This window comes from Dellaglioa sp. CoH-55-MRSF-7 (genome assembly GCF_056782235.1).
On sequence record NZ_JBXAYI010000002.1, the window covers coordinates 56,830 to 78,611 of the forward strand.

General features: G+C 32.7%; 21 protein-coding genes and 1 other annotated feature. Of the genes, 20 read left to right on the plus strand and 1 reads right to left on the minus strand.

Going from position 1 to position 21,782, the window contains the following annotated elements; genetic code table 11:
- The first annotated feature begins 8 nt into the window (after positions 1-8).
- The 4 genes from AC1RPU_RS02085 to AC1RPU_RS02100 all read left to right on the plus strand — a co-directional run bounded on the left by AC1RPU_RS02085 (position 9) and on the right by AC1RPU_RS02100 (position 3,804).
- Positions 9-332 (plus strand): hypothetical protein, encoded by a 324-nt coding sequence (locus AC1RPU_RS02085; protein WP_481762180.1) that lies wholly within the window; start codon positions 9-11, stop codon positions 330-332.
- A gap of 85 nt (positions 333-417) precedes the next feature.
- A complete protein-coding gene (locus AC1RPU_RS02090; RefSeq protein WP_409022473.1) occupies positions 418-2,646 on the plus strand; it encodes a RelA/SpoT family protein in 2,229 nt (742 codons plus the stop codon).
- Positions 2,647-2,670: 24 nt separating this feature from the next.
- Positions 2,671-3,117 carry a D-aminoacyl-tRNA deacylase gene (dtd, locus tag AC1RPU_RS02095; RefSeq protein ID WP_481761364.1) on the plus strand — a complete coding sequence of 149 codons (447 nt, stop codon included), beginning with the start codon at positions 2,671-2,673 and terminating at the stop codon, positions 3,115-3,117.
- A 63-nt stretch (positions 3,118-3,180) separates the two neighbouring features.
- On the plus strand, positions 3,181-3,804 hold the full coding sequence (locus AC1RPU_RS02100; RefSeq protein WP_481761363.1) for an HAD-IA family hydrolase: 624 nt from the start codon (positions 3,181-3,183) through the stop codon (positions 3,802-3,804).
- A gap of 23 nt (positions 3,805-3,827) precedes the next feature.
- Here the strand turns inward: AC1RPU_RS02100 and AC1RPU_RS02105 are convergent, their stop codons facing one another.
- Positions 3,828-4,685, minus strand: a complete 858-nt coding sequence (locus AC1RPU_RS02105; protein WP_481761362.1) for an N-acetylmuramoyl-L-alanine amidase family protein — start codon at positions 4,683-4,685, stop codon at positions 3,828-3,830.
- Positions 4,686-4,834: 149 nt separating this feature from the next.
- Positions 4,835-5,022 (plus strand) — a binding site (T-box leader).
- Between the two features lie 55 nt (positions 5,023-5,077).
- On the opposite strand from AC1RPU_RS02105, the gene hisS reads away from it, so the two are divergent.
- The 16 genes from hisS (at position 5,078) to dnaG (ending at position 21,774) form a co-directional block, all read left to right on the plus strand.
- On the plus strand, positions 5,078-6,391 hold the full coding sequence (gene hisS / locus AC1RPU_RS02110; RefSeq protein WP_481761361.1) for a histidine--tRNA ligase: 1,314 nt from the start codon (positions 5,078-5,080) through the stop codon (positions 6,389-6,391).
- Entirely contained in the window at positions 6,388-8,157 is a 1,770-nt protein-coding gene (gene aspS, locus AC1RPU_RS02115) for an aspartate--tRNA ligase (protein WP_481761360.1), read from the plus strand. The genes hisS and aspS overlap by 4 nt, the downstream gene beginning before the upstream one ends.
- A 110-nt stretch (positions 8,158-8,267) precedes the next feature.
- Positions 8,268-8,789 carry a peptide-methionine (S)-S-oxide reductase MsrA gene (gene msrA, locus AC1RPU_RS02120; protein WP_409022479.1) on the plus strand — a complete coding sequence of 174 codons (522 nt, stop codon included), beginning with the start codon at positions 8,268-8,270 and terminating at the stop codon, positions 8,787-8,789.
- A 149-nt stretch (positions 8,790-8,938) separates the two neighbouring features.
- Positions 8,939-9,814: a YitT family protein gene (locus AC1RPU_RS02125; RefSeq protein ID WP_409022480.1), complete on the plus strand. Its 876-nt coding sequence runs from the start codon at positions 8,939-8,941 to the stop codon at positions 9,812-9,814.
- 114 nt (positions 9,815-9,928) lie between these two features.
- Complete coding sequence (locus AC1RPU_RS02130; protein ID WP_481762179.1) at positions 9,929-11,014, plus strand: CDP-glycerol glycerophosphotransferase family protein; 1,086 nt, start codon at positions 9,929-9,931, stop codon at positions 11,012-11,014.
- Between the two features lie 18 nt (positions 11,015-11,032).
- Positions 11,033-11,842, plus strand: a complete 810-nt coding sequence (locus AC1RPU_RS02135) for an ABC transporter permease (protein ID WP_409022482.1) — start codon at positions 11,033-11,035, stop codon at positions 11,840-11,842.
- Positions 11,843-11,947: 105 nt separating this feature from the next.
- The gene (locus AC1RPU_RS02140) at positions 11,948-12,838 is read left to right on the plus strand and encodes a deoxyribonuclease IV (RefSeq protein WP_409022483.1); all 891 of its coding nucleotides are present in this window, start codon (positions 11,948-11,950) and stop codon (positions 12,836-12,838) included.
- 198 nt (positions 12,839-13,036) lie between these two features.
- On the plus strand, positions 13,037-13,225 hold the full coding sequence (gene rpsU / locus AC1RPU_RS02145) for a 30S ribosomal protein S21 (RefSeq protein ID WP_057973588.1): 189 nt from the start codon (positions 13,037-13,039) through the stop codon (positions 13,223-13,225).
- Positions 13,226-13,242: 17 nt separating this feature from the next.
- Positions 13,243-13,686, plus strand: a complete 444-nt coding sequence (locus tag AC1RPU_RS02150; protein WP_409022484.1) for a GatB/YqeY domain-containing protein — start codon at positions 13,243-13,245, stop codon at positions 13,684-13,686.
- Between the two features lie 107 nt (positions 13,687-13,793).
- Positions 13,794-14,279, plus strand: a complete 486-nt coding sequence (gene ybeY / locus AC1RPU_RS02155) for an rRNA maturation RNase YbeY (RefSeq protein ID WP_409022485.1) — start codon at positions 13,794-13,796, stop codon at positions 14,277-14,279.
- Complete coding sequence (locus AC1RPU_RS02160) at positions 14,257-14,661, plus strand: diacylglycerol kinase family protein (RefSeq protein ID WP_409022486.1); 405 nt, start codon at positions 14,257-14,259, stop codon at positions 14,659-14,661. Before ybeY ends, AC1RPU_RS02160 begins: the two co-directional genes overlap by 23 nt.
- Positions 14,662-14,704: 43 nt before the next feature.
- Complete coding sequence (gene era, locus AC1RPU_RS02165) at positions 14,705-15,610, plus strand: GTPase Era (RefSeq protein ID WP_409022487.1); 906 nt, start codon at positions 14,705-14,707, stop codon at positions 15,608-15,610.
- A gap of 64 nt (positions 15,611-15,674) precedes the next feature.
- Positions 15,675-16,466 (plus strand): DNA repair protein RecO, encoded by a 792-nt coding sequence (gene recO, locus AC1RPU_RS02170; protein WP_481761411.1) that lies wholly within the window; start codon positions 15,675-15,677, stop codon positions 16,464-16,466.
- Between the two features lie 270 nt (positions 16,467-16,736).
- Positions 16,737-17,654 carry a glycine--tRNA ligase subunit alpha gene (gene glyQ, locus AC1RPU_RS02175; RefSeq protein WP_409022489.1) on the plus strand — a complete coding sequence of 306 codons (918 nt, stop codon included), beginning with the start codon at positions 16,737-16,739 and terminating at the stop codon, positions 17,652-17,654.
- A 1-nt stretch (position 17,655) separates the two neighbouring features.
- Positions 17,656-19,731 carry a glycine--tRNA ligase subunit beta gene (gene glyS, locus AC1RPU_RS02180; RefSeq protein ID WP_481761358.1) on the plus strand — a complete coding sequence of 692 codons (2,076 nt, stop codon included), beginning with the start codon at positions 17,656-17,658 and terminating at the stop codon, positions 19,729-19,731.
- Positions 19,732-19,923: 192 nt separating this feature from the next.
- The gene (gene dnaG, locus AC1RPU_RS02185) at positions 19,924-21,774 is read left to right on the plus strand and encodes a DNA primase (RefSeq protein WP_481761357.1); all 1,851 of its coding nucleotides are present in this window, start codon (positions 19,924-19,926) and stop codon (positions 21,772-21,774) included.
- The last annotated feature ends 8 nt before the right edge of the window (positions 21,775-21,782 follow it).

Sequence of the window (21,782 nt, forward strand, 5' to 3'; positions counted from 1 at the left end):
AAATATTTTTGAAAAATTTTCTAAGCATAACAGCTGCATGGTACTTAACGGTAAGTATTGCCATCGGAATTGTGGTCCCGATGGTACTGACCTTAGTTAATGCAAACGATGTTATAAAAATTGGTGTTTCTTTATTTATAGTAAATGTCATTTTTTCTATCATTATTGGTGTTATTATTGGTAGAAATGATCATAGTTTGATTTTTAACTTTTTCTTTCCAGTTATTTTTGCAATAGGTGTGTTGTGCCATTTATTTCAAAGTATCACTATCTTTTTTGCAATTATTTATCTTTGTTTATCATTATTAACATGGGGAATTTCAAAAAAATAATACAAATACTTTATGAATACATGAGTACGCGGACTGCATTATGGAATCGCGTATTTTTATTTTATATAAAAAGAGGTGTGTAGATATGACAAAAGAAGAAATGTGGAGTGCTAGAGACGTTTTGGAAATCGTTGAAAGCTATATGAATGAAGAACATGTTGCATTTGTACAAAAAGCATGTGATTTTGCTACCTATGTTCATAAGAATCAATATCGTAAGTCTGGCGAACCATATATAATGCACCCAATACAAGTTGCTGGTATTCTTGCAGAATTAAAAATGGATCCGGAGACTGTTAGTGCAGGATTTTTACATGATGTTGTTGAAGACACACCAGTTACTTTAGGTGATGTAGGCGAACTTTTTGGTAAAGATGTGCAAGTAATTGTCGATGGTGTAACAAAATTAGGTCAAATTCAATATAAATCTCATCAAGAGCAATTAGCTGAAAATCATCGTAAATTATTGTTAGCGATGTCTAAAGATTTACGTGTTATTATTGTGAAATTAGCAGATAGGTTACATAATATGCGGACGTTAAAACACTTACGTCCAGATAAGCAACGACGAATTGCAAATGAAACGTTAGAAATATATGCACCATTGGCAGACCGTTTAGGTATTAGTACGATTAAGTGGGAATTAGAAGATAGTTCATTACGTTATCTGAACCCCCAACAATACTATCGAATTGTTCATTTGATGAATTCTAAACGTGAAGAACGTGAGGCTTATATTTCTGGAGCTATTGAAGAAATAAAAGTTTCCATTAGTGATTTAAAAGTTTCAAGCGAAATTTATGGGCGACCAAAGCATTTGTATTCTGTCTATAAAAAGATGAAAGACCAACATAAACAATTCTCTCAAATTTATGACCTCCTAGCTGTTAGAGTAATTGTTGGATCAATTAAAGATTGTTATGCGGTACTTGGGGCAATACATTCTAGATGGAAACCAATGCCTGGAAGATTTAAAGACTATATTGCGATTCCAAAGGCTAACTTGTACCAGTCTCTGCATACGACTGTTGTCGGACCAGAGGGACGTCCTTTTGAAGTTCAAATTAGAACAAAAGAGATGCATGAAATAGCTGAATTTGGTGTAGCAGCACATTGGGCTTACAAAGAAGGTGTGAAAGAGAAAGTTCAGCAAGATGACGCGGGTACAAAATTAAATTGGTTTAAAGAAATTATTGAATTACAAGATGAGACTGATGATGCTTCTGCTTTTATGGAAAGTGTTAAAGGCGATATCTTTGGTGACCGCGTTTATGTATTCACACCTAAAGGTGATGTTTTTGAATTACCCAAAGGTGCAGGACCACTTGATATGGCCTACAGTATTCATACTGAAATTGGACATCATACAACGGGTGCAAAAGTTAACGGAAAGATTGTGCCATTAGATTATCAAGTCAAAAATGGAGACATTGTTGATATCTTAACTAGTAAAAGTTCAATAGGACCAAGCCGTGATTGGGTTAATTTGGTGCATACAAATAAAGCTAGAAATAAAATTAAACACTTCTTCAAACTACAAGATCGTGTTGCTAATGCAGCTAAAGGTGAAGATTTATTGACGATGCAATTAATTGATTTAGGATTTGATCCTAAAAAAGTCATTACAAAAGAAAATATGAAACAGCTTTTGGATAAAAGACAATTGTCTGAATCAGATGACTTGTATGCTGCAATTGGATTTGGAGAGGTAGCAACGTTAGGTGTCGCCAATGCTTTAACGGAAGATATTCGCTCTAAAGAAGAAGAAGTTCGACAAGTTAATGAGCAGAAGGCAATCCTTGAAGAACATAAAGAAATGAAAAAACCAGACGTATCTGAAAAAAATCGTAAAAGTAGCCATGATGGTGGTGTTGTAATTGATGGCGTCGATAACTTACTTGTTCGATTAAGTCATTGCTGTAATCCTATTCCAGGAGATGACATTATTGGTTATATTACAAAGGGGCGTGGTGTTTCAGTTCATAGAACTGAATGTCCTAATGTTATTAAAGCTGAAGAGTCCGGGGAAAGAATTATTAGTGTTAAATGGGATAAAACCATGGATGATAAATCTAATTATCAATCTGATTTGGAAATCCAAGGGTACAATCGTTCTGGACTTTTGAATGATATTTTACAATCATTGAATAATACAACTAAGCAATTAAGCTCAGTTAATGGCCGTGTTGATAATAATAAAATTGCGACAATGGATGTTTCAGTTGGCGTAAAAGATATTGTTCAATTAGAAAGAATTATGGAAACTTTGAAAAGTGTTGAAGACGTTTATGCTGTTAAAAGGAAAATTCATTAATTTTCTAATGGAGGTACTAAAGAAGTGAAAATTGTTGTTCAACGTGTTAAAAAGGCTAGTGTTTCGGTAAATGGTCAGGTATTAAATCAGATTAATGTAGGATATCTTTTATTGGTGGGATTTAAGACGGGTGATACATCTACTGAGATAGATTATATGGTAAAAAAAATCTCTAATTCCAGATTATTTGAAGATGATATGGGAAAAATGAATTTAAGTATTCAAGAAATAAATGGAGAAATTCTATCTGTTTCACAATTTACTTTGTACGCGTCAACAAAAAAAGGGAATAGACCAAGCTTTACAGATTCTGAAGAACCTAATTTAGCTGAGGAACATTATGATGAATTTAATCAAAAATTGGCTGAAATAGTAACTATTGTTAAACCAGGTCAATTTGGAGCAGATATGGATGTTGAACTTATAAATGATGGACCAGTAACAATTATTTTTGATACAGAGAAAAAATAAAGGATGTATTAGAATCAACTCTAATACATCTTTTTGGTGTAAAGAATATTTGGAGGGTATAAAATGATAAATAATTATTTTTGGGACTTTGATGGGACGCTTTTTGATACTTATCCTGAGATGGTTAAGGCATTTCAAGAAGCGTTACGTTTACAAAATGTAATTGCGACTAGAACAGAAATTTATAAAATTATGCGAGAAAAATCTGTTAGACAAGCAATTCAAATTTATCAAGAAACAAATTTGAATTTAGATGTTGAACAATTGAGGGTAAGCTATGATGATTTAGAAAGACAGAGTCAAAAAAATGCAAAATTATTTCCTGGTGCAAAAGAAGTTTGTAAATGGGTGGTTGATAATGGTGGACAAAACTTTTTATTAACCCATAGGGATCAAAGCGCAATTGATATGCTTAGGGAAACAAATATTATTCATTTGTTTTCAGATTTTGTTACTTCAGATCAAAAATTTCCAAGGAAACCTAATCCAGCGTCACTTAATTATCTTGCAGAAAAAAATGCAGTTGATTACCAGAAAGCAGCAATGATTGGTGATCGGGAGTTGGATATTGCTGCAGGGCATAATGCAGGTATGAAGGGATATTTATTTGATTTTGATCAAATGATTTCAACAGTTGAAAAACCAGATAAGCGTGTATTGAAATTAATTGATTTAATACAAAAATAAGACAATGATAGTTAAGCATTGTCTTATTTATTTTGGATATAATTTGTTAAACCTTCAACGACTGATTTTGCTGTTTTTTCTTGAAAGCTGCTACTTTGGATTAACTTAAAGTCATATTTTGTATTAATGTACCCTAATTCTAGTAAGACGGATGGTTGTGTATTATCTCTTAGAACAAGAAAATCGCCAAATTCCGTTCCACGATTATCAAGACCGGTATCGTTTAATTCGGCATTTATTGAATTTGCAAGTGCTAAATCAGCTGTCTTATTATAGTAGTAACTTGTTAAACCAGTTGCTTCATCATCATTAGGCGATGAATCAAAATGGAAACTAATAAATGCATCTGCATTATTTGATTCTGCAAGTTTAGCGCGTGGGGCTAAATCTACATACGAATCAGAGTCTCGTGTTAAAATCACATTGGCGCCACGTTTCTTAAGAAGATAAGCTACTTTTTTTACAATTTGAAGCGTGTAGATTTTTTCTTGTTTATCTTTGATTGAAAGTGCACCTGAATCGTTACCGCCATGTCCGGGATCTAAAACAATCGTTGCTTCAGATAATTTAGTCACTTTGGCATTTTTTTTAGAAAGAATCCAGTTTGCTACCCAACCTTTTTTAGTATTTGGCAAACTTACGTATGACCAATTATTTTTTTCTCGAATAATTGTAATACGCTCACCTTTCTTAAGAGTGTCTAACACTTTATTTGACGTACTTGGTCCGGTACGTACATTAATATTGTCAGATGTAACAACGGTTTCTTTTAAATAAGTTGTCGTTTTTACAATACCTAAACATAGGGTACAAAAAATGATGATTAATAAAATGACTCTTGGCCAGTTTATGCTGAATCCATGTTTTCTATTTGTTGACATTTATGTACTCCTTTAACTATAGATATTGAATCTAAATATTAGTATACCAAATATTTGTTCAATAGTAAGAATCAAATTTAATAATATTGTAAGTTAAGCTGTACTTGACTTTAGAGAGTTACTCGAGTAACTTTATAATTAATAAAATATTAAAACCGATGAAAAAGAAATTAGGTTAGTTAAATTGTATAGAGAGTGAATAATTTGCTGAAATATTCACCATTTTTGCTAACCGAAAGACACTTTTGAGGTGCGTGTGGTTAAATCACATGTCGTTTAAGTTGCGTTAAGCTATTAGTAAAAAATTAAGGTGGTACCGTGCAAAAGCACCCTTGTCGTATTTAGATGAGGGTGCTTTTTTGTATATAATGCCACAAATAGGAGGATTTATAATGAAATTTCAACGTCCCAAAGGAACAGCAGATATAATCCCAGCAGATTCAAAAAAATGGCAATATATTGAAGAAACCGCTAGAAATATATTCTCAAGTTACCAATATGATGAAATTAGAACACCACTTTTTGAACATTTTGAGGTTTTTTCAAGAACTTCAGGTGATACTTCTGATATTGTAACTAAAGAAATGTATGATTTTAAAGATAAAGGTGACCGCCATATAACACTTCGTCCTGAAGGAACAGCTGGAGTTGTTAGAGCGTATGTTGAAAATAAACTTTATGGCCCAGAAATTCAAAAGCCATTTAAAACGTATTATATTGGACCAATGTTTCGTTATGAAAGACCTCAATCTGGACGCTTACGTCAATTTCATCAAATTGGAGTTGAAGCCTTTGGGGTTGATAATCCAACACTTGATGTTGAAGTTATGGCAATGGCAATTGATTTCTTATCAAAATTTGGATTAACAAATTTAAAATTAGCTATTAATACTTTGGGAGATAATGATAGTCGTGATAATTATCGTGACGCATTAGTTGCATATTTACGTCCCTTCGCTGATCAATTAAGTGATGATTCAAAAGCACGTTTAGAAAAAAATCCACTACGCGTTTTGGATAGTAAAGATAAAGGTGATCAAGAAATTGTTAAAAATGCACCATCAATTCTAGATTACCTTAGTGAAGAGTCACAGGCTCATTTTAACCAAGTAAAAGTGTTACTTGATGCATTGGAAATTCCATATGAAGTTGATTCAACAATGGTTCGTGGACTTGATTATTATAACCATACCATTTTCGAAATTATGTCTGATTCAAAAGCATTTGGTGGGAAATTTACGACCATTTGTGCTGGTGGACGATATAATGGCCTTGTTGAGCAATTAGGTGGTCCTGAAACACCAGGGATTGGTTTTGGCTTGGGGATTGAAAGATTATTATTAGTTCTTGAAGCTGAAGATGCAAAATTACCCGTTGAACAAAGTTTAGATGTTTATGTTGTTGGTATTGGTGAAGAAACGAATACTGAAACACTAAAACTCGTGCAATCAATGCGTAAGGCAGGTTATTCAATTGAAAGAGATTATTTAAATCGTAAACCAAAAGGTCAATTTAAATCTGCTAATCGTATGAATGCTCATTTTGTTATGACTTTAGGTGAGAGCGAACTAGAAACACAAACTTTGAATTTTAAAAATATGAAAACAAGTCAAGAAATTATATTAAAATTAGAAGATGTATATACTGATTTTTCGAAAGTATATGAAAAGGCATTAAAATTAGAAATGGAGGCTGATGGAGAATGAAAAGAACAACATACAATGGTTTAGTTGATGAAACTTTTATTGGTCAAACAGTTACATTAAAGGGATGGGTACAAAAAAGACGCGATTTAGGAAATTTAATTTTTATTGATTTACGTGATCGTGAGGGCATTGTTCAACTGGTTTTTAGTCAAGAATTTGATTCCGAAGCTTTAAAGATTGCTGAAGAGTTACGTAATGAATTTGTTGTTGAGGTTGCAGGAAAAGTGACACAACGGGATGCTAAAGCAATCAACCCAAGAATGAAAACGGGTAAGATTGAAGTTGAAGTTCATAATGCAGTTATTTTGAATAAAGCAAAAACACCGCCATTTGAAATACAAGATGATATTAATGTTGTAGATGATACAAGATTAAAATATCGTTATTTAGACTTACGTCGTCCTGAAATGCAAAAATCATTAATGATTCGTAGCCGTATTACACAATCTGTTCACAGCTACTTAGATAATCAAAATTTTATTGATATTGAAACACCATATTTAACAAAATCAACACCTGAAGGGGCTCGTGACTATCTTGTACCTTCCCGTGTCTATCCTGGGCATTTTTATGCATTACCACAATCACCTCAATTATTTAAGCAATTATTGATGAATGCCGGATTTGATCGTTACTACCAAATTGCTCGTTGTTTTAGAGACGAAGATTTGCGTGGTGACCGTCAACCTGAATTTACGCAAATAGATTTAGAAACATCATTTATGTCTGCTGAAGAAATTCAAGATTTAACAGAAGGTTTATTAAAACGTGTAATGAAAGATACTTTAAATATTGACCTCGAATTACCATTACAACGTATGACTTGGAATGAATCAATGGCAAGATATGGTTCTGAAAAACCGGATATTAGATTTGATATGGAATTAAAAGATATGTCTGCTGCAGTTAAAGATATTGATTTTAAAGTATTTACTAATACTTTAAACAATGGTGGACTTGTTAATGCTATTGCGATTCCTGGTGGTGCCGATAAGTATTCACGCAAAGCGATTGATGCTAAAACGGCTTATATTGAACGTTTTGGTGCTAAAGGGTTAGCTTGGGTAAAAGTAACTGAAGAAGGATTTAGTGGCCCAATTGCTAAATTTTTAAATGACCATGTTGATGCAATTAAAGAAGCTGCTGGTGCAAATGTCGGAGATTTAATTTTGTTTGTTGCTGACAAAGCAAGTGTTGTTCGTGCATCATTAGGTTACTTACGTAATGATATTGCCAAAGAGATGGATATGATTGATGAAAATAGATTCGCCTTCCTTTGGGTTGTTGATTGGCCATTATTTGAATACAGTGAAGACTTTGACAAATTTATTGCTGCGCATCATCCTTTTACTATGCCAAATGAAGAAGATATTCATTTACTTGATGAAAATCCACATGAAGCACATGCACAAAGTTATGATATTATTTTGAATGGTTATGAATTGGGTGGTGGGTCAATCCGTATTCATAAACGCGATATTCAAGAAAAAATGTTTAAGGCTTTAGGATTTACTAAAGAAAGTGCGGAAGAACAATTTGGATTTTTCCTAGATGCACTTGATTATGGATTCCCACCACATGGTGGATTGGCTATTGGGTTAGACAGATTTGCTATGTTATTGGCAAAGAAAGATAACATTCGCGAAGTTATCGCGTTCCCTAAAAATTCAAAAGCATCAGAGCCATTGACGAATGCGCCTAGTCTAGTTGCAAGTAAGCAATTAGATGAATTATCGTTAAAAGTTGAAGAAAATAAATTAAAATAGACGTTTAAAAGACTAATGATTAAACTCATTAGTCTTTTTTAGGCATAAAAATATCAATATTATGTTAAGTGATTTATTATTATCATATATTAAGAGGGGGAATGATGATAATGAGTGAAAAAGCAATATTCGCTGGTGGTTGTTTTTGGTGCATGGTTGAACCGTTTGAAGAACAAGCAGGAATTTTAAATGTCGTATCTGGATATACAGGAGGACACACTAAAAATCCAACATATGAAGATGTTGTATCTGAAACAACGGGGCATACTGAGGCAGTTGAGATAACATTTGACCCTAAAAAAATTAATTACGCTCAGCTTGTTGAGATATATTGGCAACAAACAGATCCAACTGATGCGATGGGGCAATTTCAAGATAGGGGTAGTTCATATCGCCCAGTGATTTATACACTAAATGATGAGCAAAGAAAAATTGCGGAAACTTCAAGACAACTATTGATTGATAGTCATAGATTCAAAGAACCAATTGTTACAACTATAGAAGATGCAGGTCCATTTTATGCTGCTGAGGATTATCATCAAGAGTTTTATAAAAAGAATCCAAGAAGATTTGCTATGGAAGAAAACGGTGGACGGAATCAATTTAAACAATCTGTCTGGAAATCTAAATAAGTTAAAAGAGTCTTTTCGAATGAATTTTGAAAAGACTCTTTTTGTATAGATTAAGATTTACTTGATAAGTAAATGTCTAACTGTATCTGACCGTAATGAATGGTATAATATTCGTAACTTGTTAAAATGAAATGTGAGGTTTTTTGATCATGGACGATCTGCAACAAATTTTTAAGAAACATTCATACGCGGCCAAAGCTTCAACAGCATTTATATATGCGATATTAGTTTCGGTTGCGATGAACTTTTTTTGGACACCAGGAAAAATATATGCCTCTGGTATTACGGGGTTAGCGCAATTAGTAGCAACCCTCCTTAGTCGATATGCACCATTTCAAATATCGACTGCGTTACTCTTATTTCTTTTAAATGTACCAATGTTCATTTTGGCTTGGAATAAAATTGGTCACCGTTTTACTGTGTTTACTTTTCTAGCAGTTGTATTTTCAAGTATTATGATCAAAGCAATTACGCCAGTAACGTTAACAACGGATCCTATTATTTGCGCGATATTTGGTGGAGCTGTTAATGGATTTGGTACTGGATTAGCGCTTAGAAATGGAATTTCAACTGGTGGATTAGATATTATTGGCTTAACAATTAAAAAGAAAACAGGTAAAAGTATTGGAACTATTAATATTATTTTTAATGCTTTTATTGTTCTAGCAGCCGGTTTTATTTATGGTTGGCCATATGCTTTTTATTCTGCATTGGGATTATTTGTTAATGCTAGAGTCATGGATATGGTTTATACAAGACAACAAAAAATGCAAGTTATGATTGTGACGAGTCGTCCTAAGAGTGTGATTGATTCAATACAAAATCATATGCGTCGTGGAATCACAATTGTTAACGATGTTGAGGGTGCTTATCATCATGATGATAAGACACTTTTAATTACCGTTATTTCGAGATATGAACAAAATGAATTACATGATGCAATGGAAGAGTCAGACCCGGTCGCATTTGTTAGTATCTCAGAAAACGTTCAGATATGGGGACGTTTTTATGAGCAAGCATTATAAATAAAACTAAAGGATTAATAAGTTATGCAAATTAAAAAGATAATCTACTTATTTCTCATCAGACTATTTTCGTTACTGAATTTCTCTAAAAAAAGTACTAATATCAGCTATTTAATGAGTTTCGGTGGTAATAGTGACTTCATTCGGAAATTAAATCAAAGATGTTTAGATAATAATCAACATTTAATCATTTTTTATCGACCTTCTATGAAGTTAGAAATTAAGAATATCGAAGACTTAAATATTGAAACCAAAATATTTACTGAAAATATTTCTTTCGTATTAAATTTAATCCCTCTGATTTCTAAGAGTAACTTAATTTTTGTCGATAATTATTTTGCTTTTTTAGCCACAATGCATACAAAAAAAACAACCAAAATTGTTCAACTTTGGCATGCAAATGGGGCAATTAAATCGTTTGGTTGGGATGAGCCTAAGACAGCTGATCGATCAGCTGAAGATAAAAAACGATTTCAATCTGTCTATAATCAATTTGATGATTTTATTGTAGCGTCAGCTAAAATGGGGTCAGTATTTAAGAAAAGTTATCATGTTTCTGATAATCACATTTTAGAACTTGGATACCCTGCTACAGATAAATTTAAAGATAGCAATTGGATAAAATTAACAAAAAAAAATATTTTTAGTAGCCACCCAGACTTAATTAAGAAAAAAATCATTTTATACGCACCAACATATAGAGAAGATATAAATGGGGAAGTTATATTAGAAATACCAGATGATTTTTCTAATATTCAAGAATTATTAAATGATGAAACTAAGTTAATTATTAAATTACATCCGCATTTAAAGGACAAAGAGCTTGCCTTTAAAAAATTATTATCTAAGAATAATGATATTTTATGGGTGGATGAATACACAACTGGAGAATTGTTGGTCATCACAAATTGTTTAATTACAGATTATTCATCGGTTATTTTTGATTTCAGTTTATTGCCAAACGCTGAACGAGTTTTATTCTATTGTTTTGATTTAAAGAATTATGAAAGTAGTATTGGGATTCAATCGGATTTTAATAACTGGGTACCAGGACCGATTGTGCAAACAATGAGTGAACTAGTTGCTACTTATAAAGAATTCAAAAATAGTGATAGACAATTAGCAACATTTAATTTATTATGGAATACATCTAATGATGGGCATGCGACAGAGCGTGTTCTAGATTATTATTTTACTTAAATAAGGAGCGTCAATACATTGAAAAAAGTTATTTCAATTATAAAAGAACAATTTGAAAATTTACCAATTATATTTCGAGTTTCAAAATATGAAGATCGAGCAAGTTACCAAAGTCATTATTTAGGAATTGCATGGGAGTTTTTAAACCCAATGATTCAAATTGGTATTTACTATCTTGTTTTCGGTGTTGCCTTGCACGCTGGACAACAGATAGATGGGGTTAATTATTTTGCTTGGATGATGGTGGGTATCGCCCCATGGTTGTTTATGAATTCTAGTGTACTTGGTATGTCTCGTAGTGTTTATGAAAAAGTTGGATTAGTTGCTAAAATGAAATTTCCAGTTAGCGTACTACCAACAATTCGTATGGTCAGTCAAATGACTGCGTATTGGGTTATGTTCGGTTTTAGTATTATTGTTTTATTATTATCAGGTGTAACGCCCACTTTGTATTGGTTACAGTACATTTATTATTTTATCTGTATGATTGCATTTTTATTTGCTTTCGGTATTTTTAATTCAACCATCTCAATTTTAGCTCGTGATTACTATATAGCACTCCAATCGATTATGAGGGTTTTATTTTACATGTCAGGTATTTTATTCAATTTAAATTCTGGTAGTTTTCCTAAAGTTTTTGTTAGAATTCTACAAATAAATCCGTTTAACTATTTAGTCGCAGGGTTTAGAGAAACTTTCTTGAGCGAAGGTTGGTTTTTTAATAATCCAACACAACTATTACTATTTTGGTCAATCACATTAATGTTCCTCTTAATAGGATCACATTTACACTATAAATTTAGAGCTCATTTTGTTGATTTAATTTAAATATAAAAGATTTAGAAAACTTCCTGTCAGGTGAGTATTCTAAATCTTTTTTTATAATCAATGTTATAATACAATCAAGTTAAAATGCGAAAAGGGGTAAGGATAATGTTGATAGGATCACATGTTAGTATGAAGGGAAAAGATATGTTACTTGGTTCCGCCGAAGAGGCTTCGAATAATGGAGCAAGTACATTTATGATTTATACGGGAGCACCTCAAAATACAAGGCGAAAAGATATTTCAGAGATGAATATTCCAAAAGGTAAAGCCTTTATGGTGGAACATGGATTAAGTGATATAGTTGTTCATGCCCCTTATATTATCAATTTAGGAAATACAGTTAAACCAGAGAATTTTACATTTGCAATCAATTTTTTGAAAGCTGAAATAGATAGGGCCGAAGCATTAGGTGCTACTCAAATGACTCTCCATCCTGGTGCTCATGTAGGTGCGGGAGATGAAGCTGCAATTAAACATATCATTGAAGGATTAAACGAAGTTTTGACTTCAGACCAAAAAATTCAAATTGCTATTGAAACAATGGCGGGCAAGGGTACAGAGGTTGGACGAACATTTGAACAGATTGCACAAATGATTGATGGTGTGAAGTTGAATGATAAATTATCTGTTACGTTTGATACATGTCATACTAGTGATGCTGGATATAATATTAAAGATGACTTTGAATCTGTTATAGAAAAGTTTGATGATATTATTGGAATTGATCGATTGAAAGTCTTTCATATTAACGATTCAAAAAATGTTCAAGGAAGTCATAAAGATAGACATGCTAATATTGGCTTTGGTGAAATTGGGTTTGATGCATTAAATAGTATTGTACATGACGAAAGATTTAGTAAGGTACCTAAAATATTAGAAACACCATATGTAGGTGTAGATAAAAAAAATCAACAATCACCATATCAAAAAGAAATTTTGATGTTTAAAGAAAATACCTTTAATCCTAATCTATTAACGGAACTTGGGTTAAATTAAAGCTGTTTATTGATTTAGATCAATTGATTTATGCTTAATTTGTTAAAAAAAAGTATATTTTTTGTATTATCTCAAATATTTTATAAAAGATTTATTGACGGCGATAAAGACTTTAGTTATAATGAACAAGGACAGTTCGACGATGCAACTTAATGCATAAAAAGACGGTTACATTCAAGCTCGGAGGGAGGGATATCTATGTCAAAGACAGTCGTACGTAAAAACGAATCTCTCGATGATGCTCTTCGTCGCTTTAAACGTTCCGTTTCTAAAACAGGTACATTACAAGAATACCGTAAACGCGAATTCTATGAAAAGCCAAGTGTGAAACGTAAGAAGAAATCCGAAGCAGCAAGAAAGCGTAAAACAACTAAGAAACGCTTCTAGTCTAGGGAGGAATCACGTTGAGTCTATTAGAAACACTTAATAACGATTTAAAACAAGCGATGAAAGCAAAAGACAAACAAACTTTAAGTACTGTAAGAATGCTTAAAGCAGCTGTTACAAACGAAGAAATTAAAGCAGGTCATGATTTATCAGTTGATGATGAAACTGTTTTATTGGCTCGCGAGTTAAAACAACGCAAAGAATCTTATGCAGAATTCAAAGATGCCGGTCGAGATGATCTTTTAGAAAATCTTGATATGGAAATAAAAATTGTCGAAAAATATTTACCTGAACAATTATCAGCTGAAGAAGTTACTGATGTCGTGAAAGAAGTTATTTCACAAGTTGGTGCAACATCAAAAGCTGATTTTGGAAAAGTCATGGGTGCGGTTATTCCTAAACTTAAGGGACGCGCTGATGGTAAGGTTATAAGTGAGACAGTTAAATCATTATTAAATTAGCGAAAAAGGAATTACAATTCAACTTGAATTGTAGTTCCTTTTTTTTTATGCTATTATTTGAGTTGAGTAACTTTGGGACATATAAAACGAATTTAAAGAGGGTTATTATGGATTTAGAAATTTTTGACCACACTAAGGCAGAACCAGAAAAAAATATAACATTAATTAAAGAAATTCTTAATTTTGCGGGTAAGAAAATAAAATTACCTGATGAAACAGAAATGTCAGTTACTTTAATGAATAATGAAGAAATTCACAAAATTAATCGTGAATATCGAAATGTAGATAGACCAACTGACGTCATCAGCTTCGCAATCGAAGAAGATGGAGATGATATGCCAATTATTTTTCCTGATGATGAAGGTATGGATATGCCTGAAATTGCTAAAAATATCGGTGATATCATGATTTCAACTGAAAAAGTTGCTGAACAAGCAGTTGATTATGGTCATTCTTATGAACGTGAATTGGGATTTTTGACAGTCCATGGGTTCTTACACCTAAATGGTTACGATCATATGGAACCTGAAGATGAAAAAGAAATGTTTGGATTACAAACAGAGATATTAGATGCTTATGGCCTTAAACGATAAGCGCCAAGTTAAAAAAAATCGAACATTTTTGTTGTCACTAGGACATTCTCTAGATGGCCTTGTTACGGTTTTTAAAGAAGAAAGAAATATGAAAAAACATGTAGCCATGATGATACTAGTATCTATTTGTGCGGCAATTTTTCAAATTTCTGAAACAGAGTGGCTATGGCTAGCTCTTAGCATTAGTATGGTTATTATTAATGAAGTTTGGAACACAGTTATAGAGAATCTGGTTGATCTGACAACTGGTCATAAATATAATGAGATTGCAAAAAAAGTTAAAGATATGTCAGCTGCTGCTGTCTTACTTTCGGCACTATTTGCGATGATTGTTGGATGTCTTATTTTTATCCCACAACTGTTAGAATTAGTTTTTGATTAGTCAATTATAATAAAAGGTACATAAATAAGAGGAGAATTAATTAATGCAAAATAAAAAGTTTCATTCAGGATTTGTGGCAATTTTAGGACGACCAAATGTTGGAAAATCAACATTTTTAAACAATGTTATGGGTCAAAAAATTGCTATTATGAGTGATAAGGCACAAACGACCAGAAATAAAATTCAAGGTATTTATACAACAGATGATGCACAAATTGTCTTTATTGATACACCTGGTGTTCATAAACCAAAGAGTCGTTTAGGTGATTTTATGGTCAAATCAGCACTTTCAACACTTGGTGAAGTTGATGCTATTTTATTTATGGTTAATGCAACAGAAAAACGTGGACCAGGAGATAATTTTATTATTGATCGATTAAAAGATACTAAGAAACCAATTTATTTGGTTATTAATAAAATTGACCAAATTCACCCTGATGAAATATTAGCTATTGTGGAAACGTATCGAGAATCTTTGGACTATAAAGAAGTTTTCCCAATTTCAGCACTTAAAGGAAATAACGTCGATGAGCTTGTTGATTCATTAATTAGTGAATTACCTGAAGGACCCCAGTTTTACCCAGAAGATCAAATTACAGATCATCCAGAACGTTTTGTTATGGGTGAACTAATTCGTGAAAAAGTTTTACAATTAACACGAGAAGAAGTTCCTCACTCAGTTGCCGTTTTGGTTGAAGATATAAAAAAAGAGGACGAAGAAAAATTGCACATTTCTGCAACAATTATCGTTGAACGTCCAACGCAAAAAGGTATTATTATTGGTAAAGGTGGTAAAATGTTAAAAGATATCGGTGTTAAAGCTAGAAAAGATATCGAAACGATGCTTGGTGATCGCGTTTATTTGGAACTTTGGGTTAAAGTTCAAAAAAATTGGCGAGATAAACAGACTGATTTAAAAGCATTTGGTTACCGTGAAGATGACTATTAAGAAGTAACTAATGATCGGAACAAGATAATTTTTGTTCCGATTTTTATTTGCTCATGGAAAGGGGATGCATAGTATCGTTCAGAATAATGCAGATTTTGAAGGGATTTTACTTTATCGTAAAGAATATAAAGAACGTGATCTTTTAGTGAAATTTTTAACCGATCGTTATGGTAAAAAAATGTTTTTTATTAAAGGTGCTAGAAAACGAGGATTCAAATTATCTGCTGCTTTACTACCATTTACAATCGGAACTTACAGTGGGAGTATAAATGACAACGGATTATCATTTATTAATACTGCTAAAGAGTTTGAACAATTTCAAACGATTTCACAGGATATAATCAGTAATGCTTATACCATTTATATTTTTAGTTTAATTGATGCTGCATTCAAAGATAACGAACCCATCTCTGTTTGGTACCGAAAAGTTGTGACAGCAATTCGATTGATTAACGAAGAATTTGATCCAGAAATTATTACAAATATTATTGAAATTCAGCTATTAACAGTTTTTGGTGTACAGCCTCAATTGCAGGTCTGTGCAGTTGGTGGCGAAACGCAGGGAGAATTTGATTATTCAGAATCTTACGGTGGGCTACTGTGTTCTAAACATTGGTATCTTGATAATAATCGACTTCATGCTACTCAAAAAACAATTTTTTATTTGAGACAATTTTCTGTAGTGAATCTTGATAAATTAAATTCAATCAAGGTTGCTGAGAGTACCAAAAAGGAATTACGTCGTATTATTGATGTTATTTATGATAATAGTGTTGGATTAAATTTGAAAAGTAAAAAATTTATCGATGGAATCAGTTCTTGGCCAGTCTCATTAAAGAAAAATACTGAAATATAATTGACAAATACTTATTTCTAAACTATGATTATAGAGAAATAAATAGCGGGATTATGATGAAAAAGGGTAAGAATAGTTATTAAAGCGAACTTAGGATTAGTGCAAGCTAAGTAATTAATTATTTTTATTGGCATTTTCGGAGTCCTTTGTTAATGAAGCTGCTGGTTGAATTGAACCAGAAGTAGGGTGGAACCGCGATATTAAAATCGTCCCTATGTGGTCTATAAGACTGCATAGGTTTTTTTGTGCTTAAAAATAAGGAGGAATACTATGTCAAAAAAGTTAGCTGTTCAAGATATTATTATGACATTACAAAAATTCTGGGCTGATCAGGGTTGTATGTTAATGGAGGCTTATGATACAGAAAAAGGTGCTGGAACTATGAGCCCTTACACATTTTTACGTGCAATTGGACCAGAACCATGGAATGCTGCATACGTTGAACCTTCAAGACGTCCTGCAGATGGTCGTTATGGCGAAAATCCCAATCGTTTGTACCAACATCATCAATTTCAAGTTGTGATGAAACCATCTCCTGCAAATATTCAAGATTTATATTTGGATAGTTTGCGTGCATTAGGTATTGATCCAGCTGAACATGATATTCGATTTGTTGAAGACAACTGGGAAAACCCATCAATGGGTTGTGCTGGTGTTGGCTGGGAAGTTTGGCTTGATGGTATGGAAGTTACACAATTTACTTATTTCCAACAGGTTGGTGGATTAGAGGTACATCCCGTCACTAGTGAAGTTACTTATGGTTTAGAGCGCCTTTCTTCATATATTCAAGATGTTGAGAGTGTTTATGATCTTGAATGGGCTGATGGGGTCATGTACGGCGACATATTTAAAGAACCAGAATATGAAAATTCTAAATATTCATTTGAAGAAAGCAATCAAGAAATGTTATTTAATTTGTTTGATGTATATGAAACAGAAGCCAAAAAACAGATTGCCAATGGGTTAGTTCATCCGGCATACGATTATGTTTTAAAATGTAGTCATACATTTAATTTATTAGATGCTCGAGGAGCCGTTTCTGTTACTGAACGTGCTGGATATTTAGCAAGAATTAGAAATATGGCTAAATCAATTGCTAAAGTTTTCGTACAGGAGCGTAAAAAATTAGGCTACCCATTACTAAAAGATGAAAAACTTCGTAGTAAATTATTAAAGGAGGATAAATAAGATGACACATTCCTTTTTATTAGAAATTGGGTTAGAAGAAATTCCTGCTCATGTTGTTACACCTAGCCAAAATCAATTGGCTAAACGTGTAGGTGACTTTTTAACAGAGCAACGGTTATCATTTGACGAAATAAAGGCATTCTCAACACCCAGACGTTTAGCTGTTGAAGTGACTGGTTTGGCTGATAAACAAGCAGATATTCAAGAAGAAGCTAAAGGACCTGCAAAGAAAATTGCCATGGATGATGAAGGAAATTGGTCTAATGCTGCAAAAGGCTTTGTCCGTGGACAAGGAGTAACAACAGACGATATAACGTTTAAAGAATTAAAAGGCGTTGAGTATGTCTATGTAAATAAATTTATCGCTGGTAAATCTGCCAAAGATATTTTGGTTCAGATTAAAGATGTGATTGAAGCGATGACATTCCCAACAATGATGCACTGGGCAAATTATGACTTTAAATATGTTAGACCAATTCGTTGGATAGTTGCGTTACTTGATAGTGACGTTATTCCATTCAGTATTTTAAATATTAAATCTGGCCGCCAAACGCAAGGCCATCGTTTTTTAGGAGAAGCTGTAGATTTAGCCTCAGTAACAGAGTATGTTAAAAAATTAGAAGAACAATATGTAATCGTTGATTCTAATAGACGAAAAGAAATGATTAGAACACAAATTACTAATCTTGAAAATAATCAAGACTGGCATATTATTCTTGATGAGGATCTTTTGGAAGAAGTTAACAATTTAGTTGAATATCCAACAGTATTTTCTGGTCATTTTGATAAGAAATATTTAGATATTCCTGATGTTGTTCTAATGACTTCAATGAAAGACCATCAAAGATTCTTTTATGTGCGTGGCCAAAACGATGAAATCTTACCAATGTTCGTCTCAGTTCGTAATGGGACAGAAGCTAACATTGCTAACGTCGAAGCAGGCAATGAAAAGGTTCTTACAGCACGATTGGAAGATGCTGCATTTTTCTACCAAGAAGATCAAAAACAAACGATTAATGATTATGTAGAGCGATTAAAAAATGTCACATTCCATGATAAAATTGGATCAATGTCTGAAAAAATGGAACGTGTTCAATTAATGGCACAAATCATTGGTAAACGCCTTGGCTTAAATGACCATGAATTATCTCTTTTACAAAGAACAAGTGAAATTTATAAATTTGATTTGGTAACAGGGATGGTTGGAGAATTTTCTGAACTTCAAGGAATTATGGGTGAGAAATATGCCTTGCTAATGGGCGAAAATCCAACTGTTGCACAAGCAATTTCTGAACACTATATGCCAATTAGTGCTGATGGCGAACTACCTAAATCAAAAATTGGTGCAGTTTTAGCAATTGCTGATAAGTTGGACAGCATGTCAAGTTTCTTCTCAGTTGGATTAATTCCAACTGGATCAAATGATCCCTATGCACTTCGTCGTCAAGCGTTTGGGATAGTTAGAATTGTTGAAGATCGTCAGTGGCATTTTTCACCACTTGAGGTACTGAACGATATTAAGGAATTGGCAACGATACATCCAGATTTATTTACCAAGATGACTGTTGGCGAAAATGATAAAGATATTTTAAGTTTTGTTAATGATCGTATGAAGCAATGGCTTTCAAATAAAAACGTCAGTTATGATGTAATTGAAAGTGTTGTTGAAAGTACAGATGCAGATTTATTAGTTATGTCAGAGGCCGCTGTAACCTTAGAAAATCATAAAAATGATAAGGATTTCAAGGAGACCGTTGAAGCAATCAATCGTGTATTAAAGCTAGCAGATAAAAATGAGGCAACTAATCTAGTTGTTGAACAAGTATTATTAGATAATACTGCTGAAAAAGATTTATTTGAACGAGTTGAAATAATCCAAAGTCAGTTGGCAGATTTAACGTCAGAGAAGTTATATACTACATTAAGCGAGATTCGTCCGCTAATTGAAAATTATTTTGACCAGACAATGGTTATGGTTGATGATACAAAAATTAAAAATAATCGCTTAAATCAATTGAGTTTAATTGCTAAGATGAGTTCAAAATTAGGTAATTTAAGTAAATTAAATATTAAGTAATATAAAAATGAGAATTTATCTGTGAAGATAAATTCCTTTTTTGTTTGGTAATAGAATCAGAATAGTCATATTTGACAAAAGTGTCTATTACTTGAAGCTAATAATTGTATTTATGTCAAATAAATGCTATTATTATGGGTACTCAAAATATAGGTAACTTCGTATCGTTAGTTTTGGAGGTGAGTAGTTGGAATGAGAATACCCGAAAACGTAATTGAACAGGTGCGAACTAGTGTGAATATTACTGATATCATTAGTCAGTATGTCGGATTAAAAAAATCTGGTAGTAATTTTATGGGTTTATGTCCATTTCATGAAGAAAAAACGCCTTCATTTTCTGTAAGCGAAGAGAAACAAATTTTTCACTGTTTTAGCTGTGGAAGAGGTGGGAATGTTTTTAAGTTCTTAATTGAGCTAGAGGGACTTAGCTTTCCAGAATCTGTCAATAAAGTTGCAGAATTTTCAGGAATGGATATCGATAGTAAATATTCTGAATCTCAGTCAGCAAGGACACAAGAATCAACTGAAAATCGTCAGTTAAAGCAAATTCATGATGACGGTGCTAAATTATATCAACACATTTTAATGAATACAGAAATGGGTCAAAAGGCATTAGATTACCTGCATAATCGTGGTATAACGGATGAAATTATCAAAACTTTCCAAATTGGATTTGCGCCTGGGAAATCGGTCTTACAAGATTTTTTTAAGGAAAAGAAAGTAGACTATCAATTATTAAGGCAGTCTGGACTATTTATTGAAAATCAAACAGGTGATTTGCGTGAACGATTTATTGATCGAGTGATGTTTCCGATTAGAAATCAAAATGGTCAAGTTGTTGCCTTTTCAGGTCGTCTGCTTGAAAAAAATAAAGAATTACCTAAATATTTAAACAGTCCTGAAACGCCTATTTTTAATAAAAGAGAGATTCTATTTAATTACGATTTGGCAAAAAAAGAAATTCGGACAGAAGGAAATGTTATTTTGTTCGAAGGATTTATGGATGTTTTAGCAGCATACCGCTCTGGAGTTAAAAATGGTGTCGCCTCTATGGGAACAAGTTTAACAAATGAACAAATTTATTTGTTAGAACGTTCAACATCACAATTAAATATTTGTTATGATGGGGATGAACCCGGGCAAAATGCAACAAATCGTGCTTTGAACCTGCTAGCGAATCAGACAAAAATGAAAGTTGGCGTGCTAGCCATTCCTAACGGTATGGATCCTGATGAGTTTGTTAAAAAAAATGGTAAAGAAGCGTTTCTGGAGTTAGCTCACTCTGCTCGAGAGACGGTTATTTCATTCAAAATGAATTTTTTGAAACGAAATAAAAACTTAAAAAATGAAAGTGAGCAAATTGATTATATTGATCAAGTACTACAAGTTTTAACTACAATTAAAACGCCGTTTGAGCAAGATATTTATATTAATCAGTTGGCAGATGAATTTAAAATTGATAAAGGAATTCTAAGACAACAGTTAATTGATTTAGTTGCCGTTCAACCAAAAGTAGTGCAACAAGTTAATCAAGTTCCAAGGGTTCGAACAGATGAACCACCTGTAGAAAATCGCTCAGAGGTCATGAGCGATGAAAAAATTGATCGTGTTGAAAGAGCTGAAAGATTATTGCTTTATCGTATATTACATGATCATACAGCTTGGCTGAAAATTCGATCAATTGATGATTTTAGTTTTGTTCATGATAGTTATCAGTTAATATATACGTTAGCTGAAGGCTATTTAGAATTACATGAGCAATATGAAATTGCTAGTTTTTTAGATTACTTGCCAGAAGAGTCTTCAAAGAGATTTTTAATGCAAATAGAGCTGATGACAGTTGCAGAAGAGTCTTCAGAGGATGAATTTGATGATTGTGTGTCCGTCATTATGAATGATTCGCCGATGGAACAATCAATTAATCAAGTTCGATCAGATCTTATGGAAGCAAATCGTCTTGGCAATACAGAACTAACCAATGAATTATCAGTTAAGTTAATTGCATTATATCAAAAACAACAAGTACCACGAACATCCATCTAAGGGAGGAA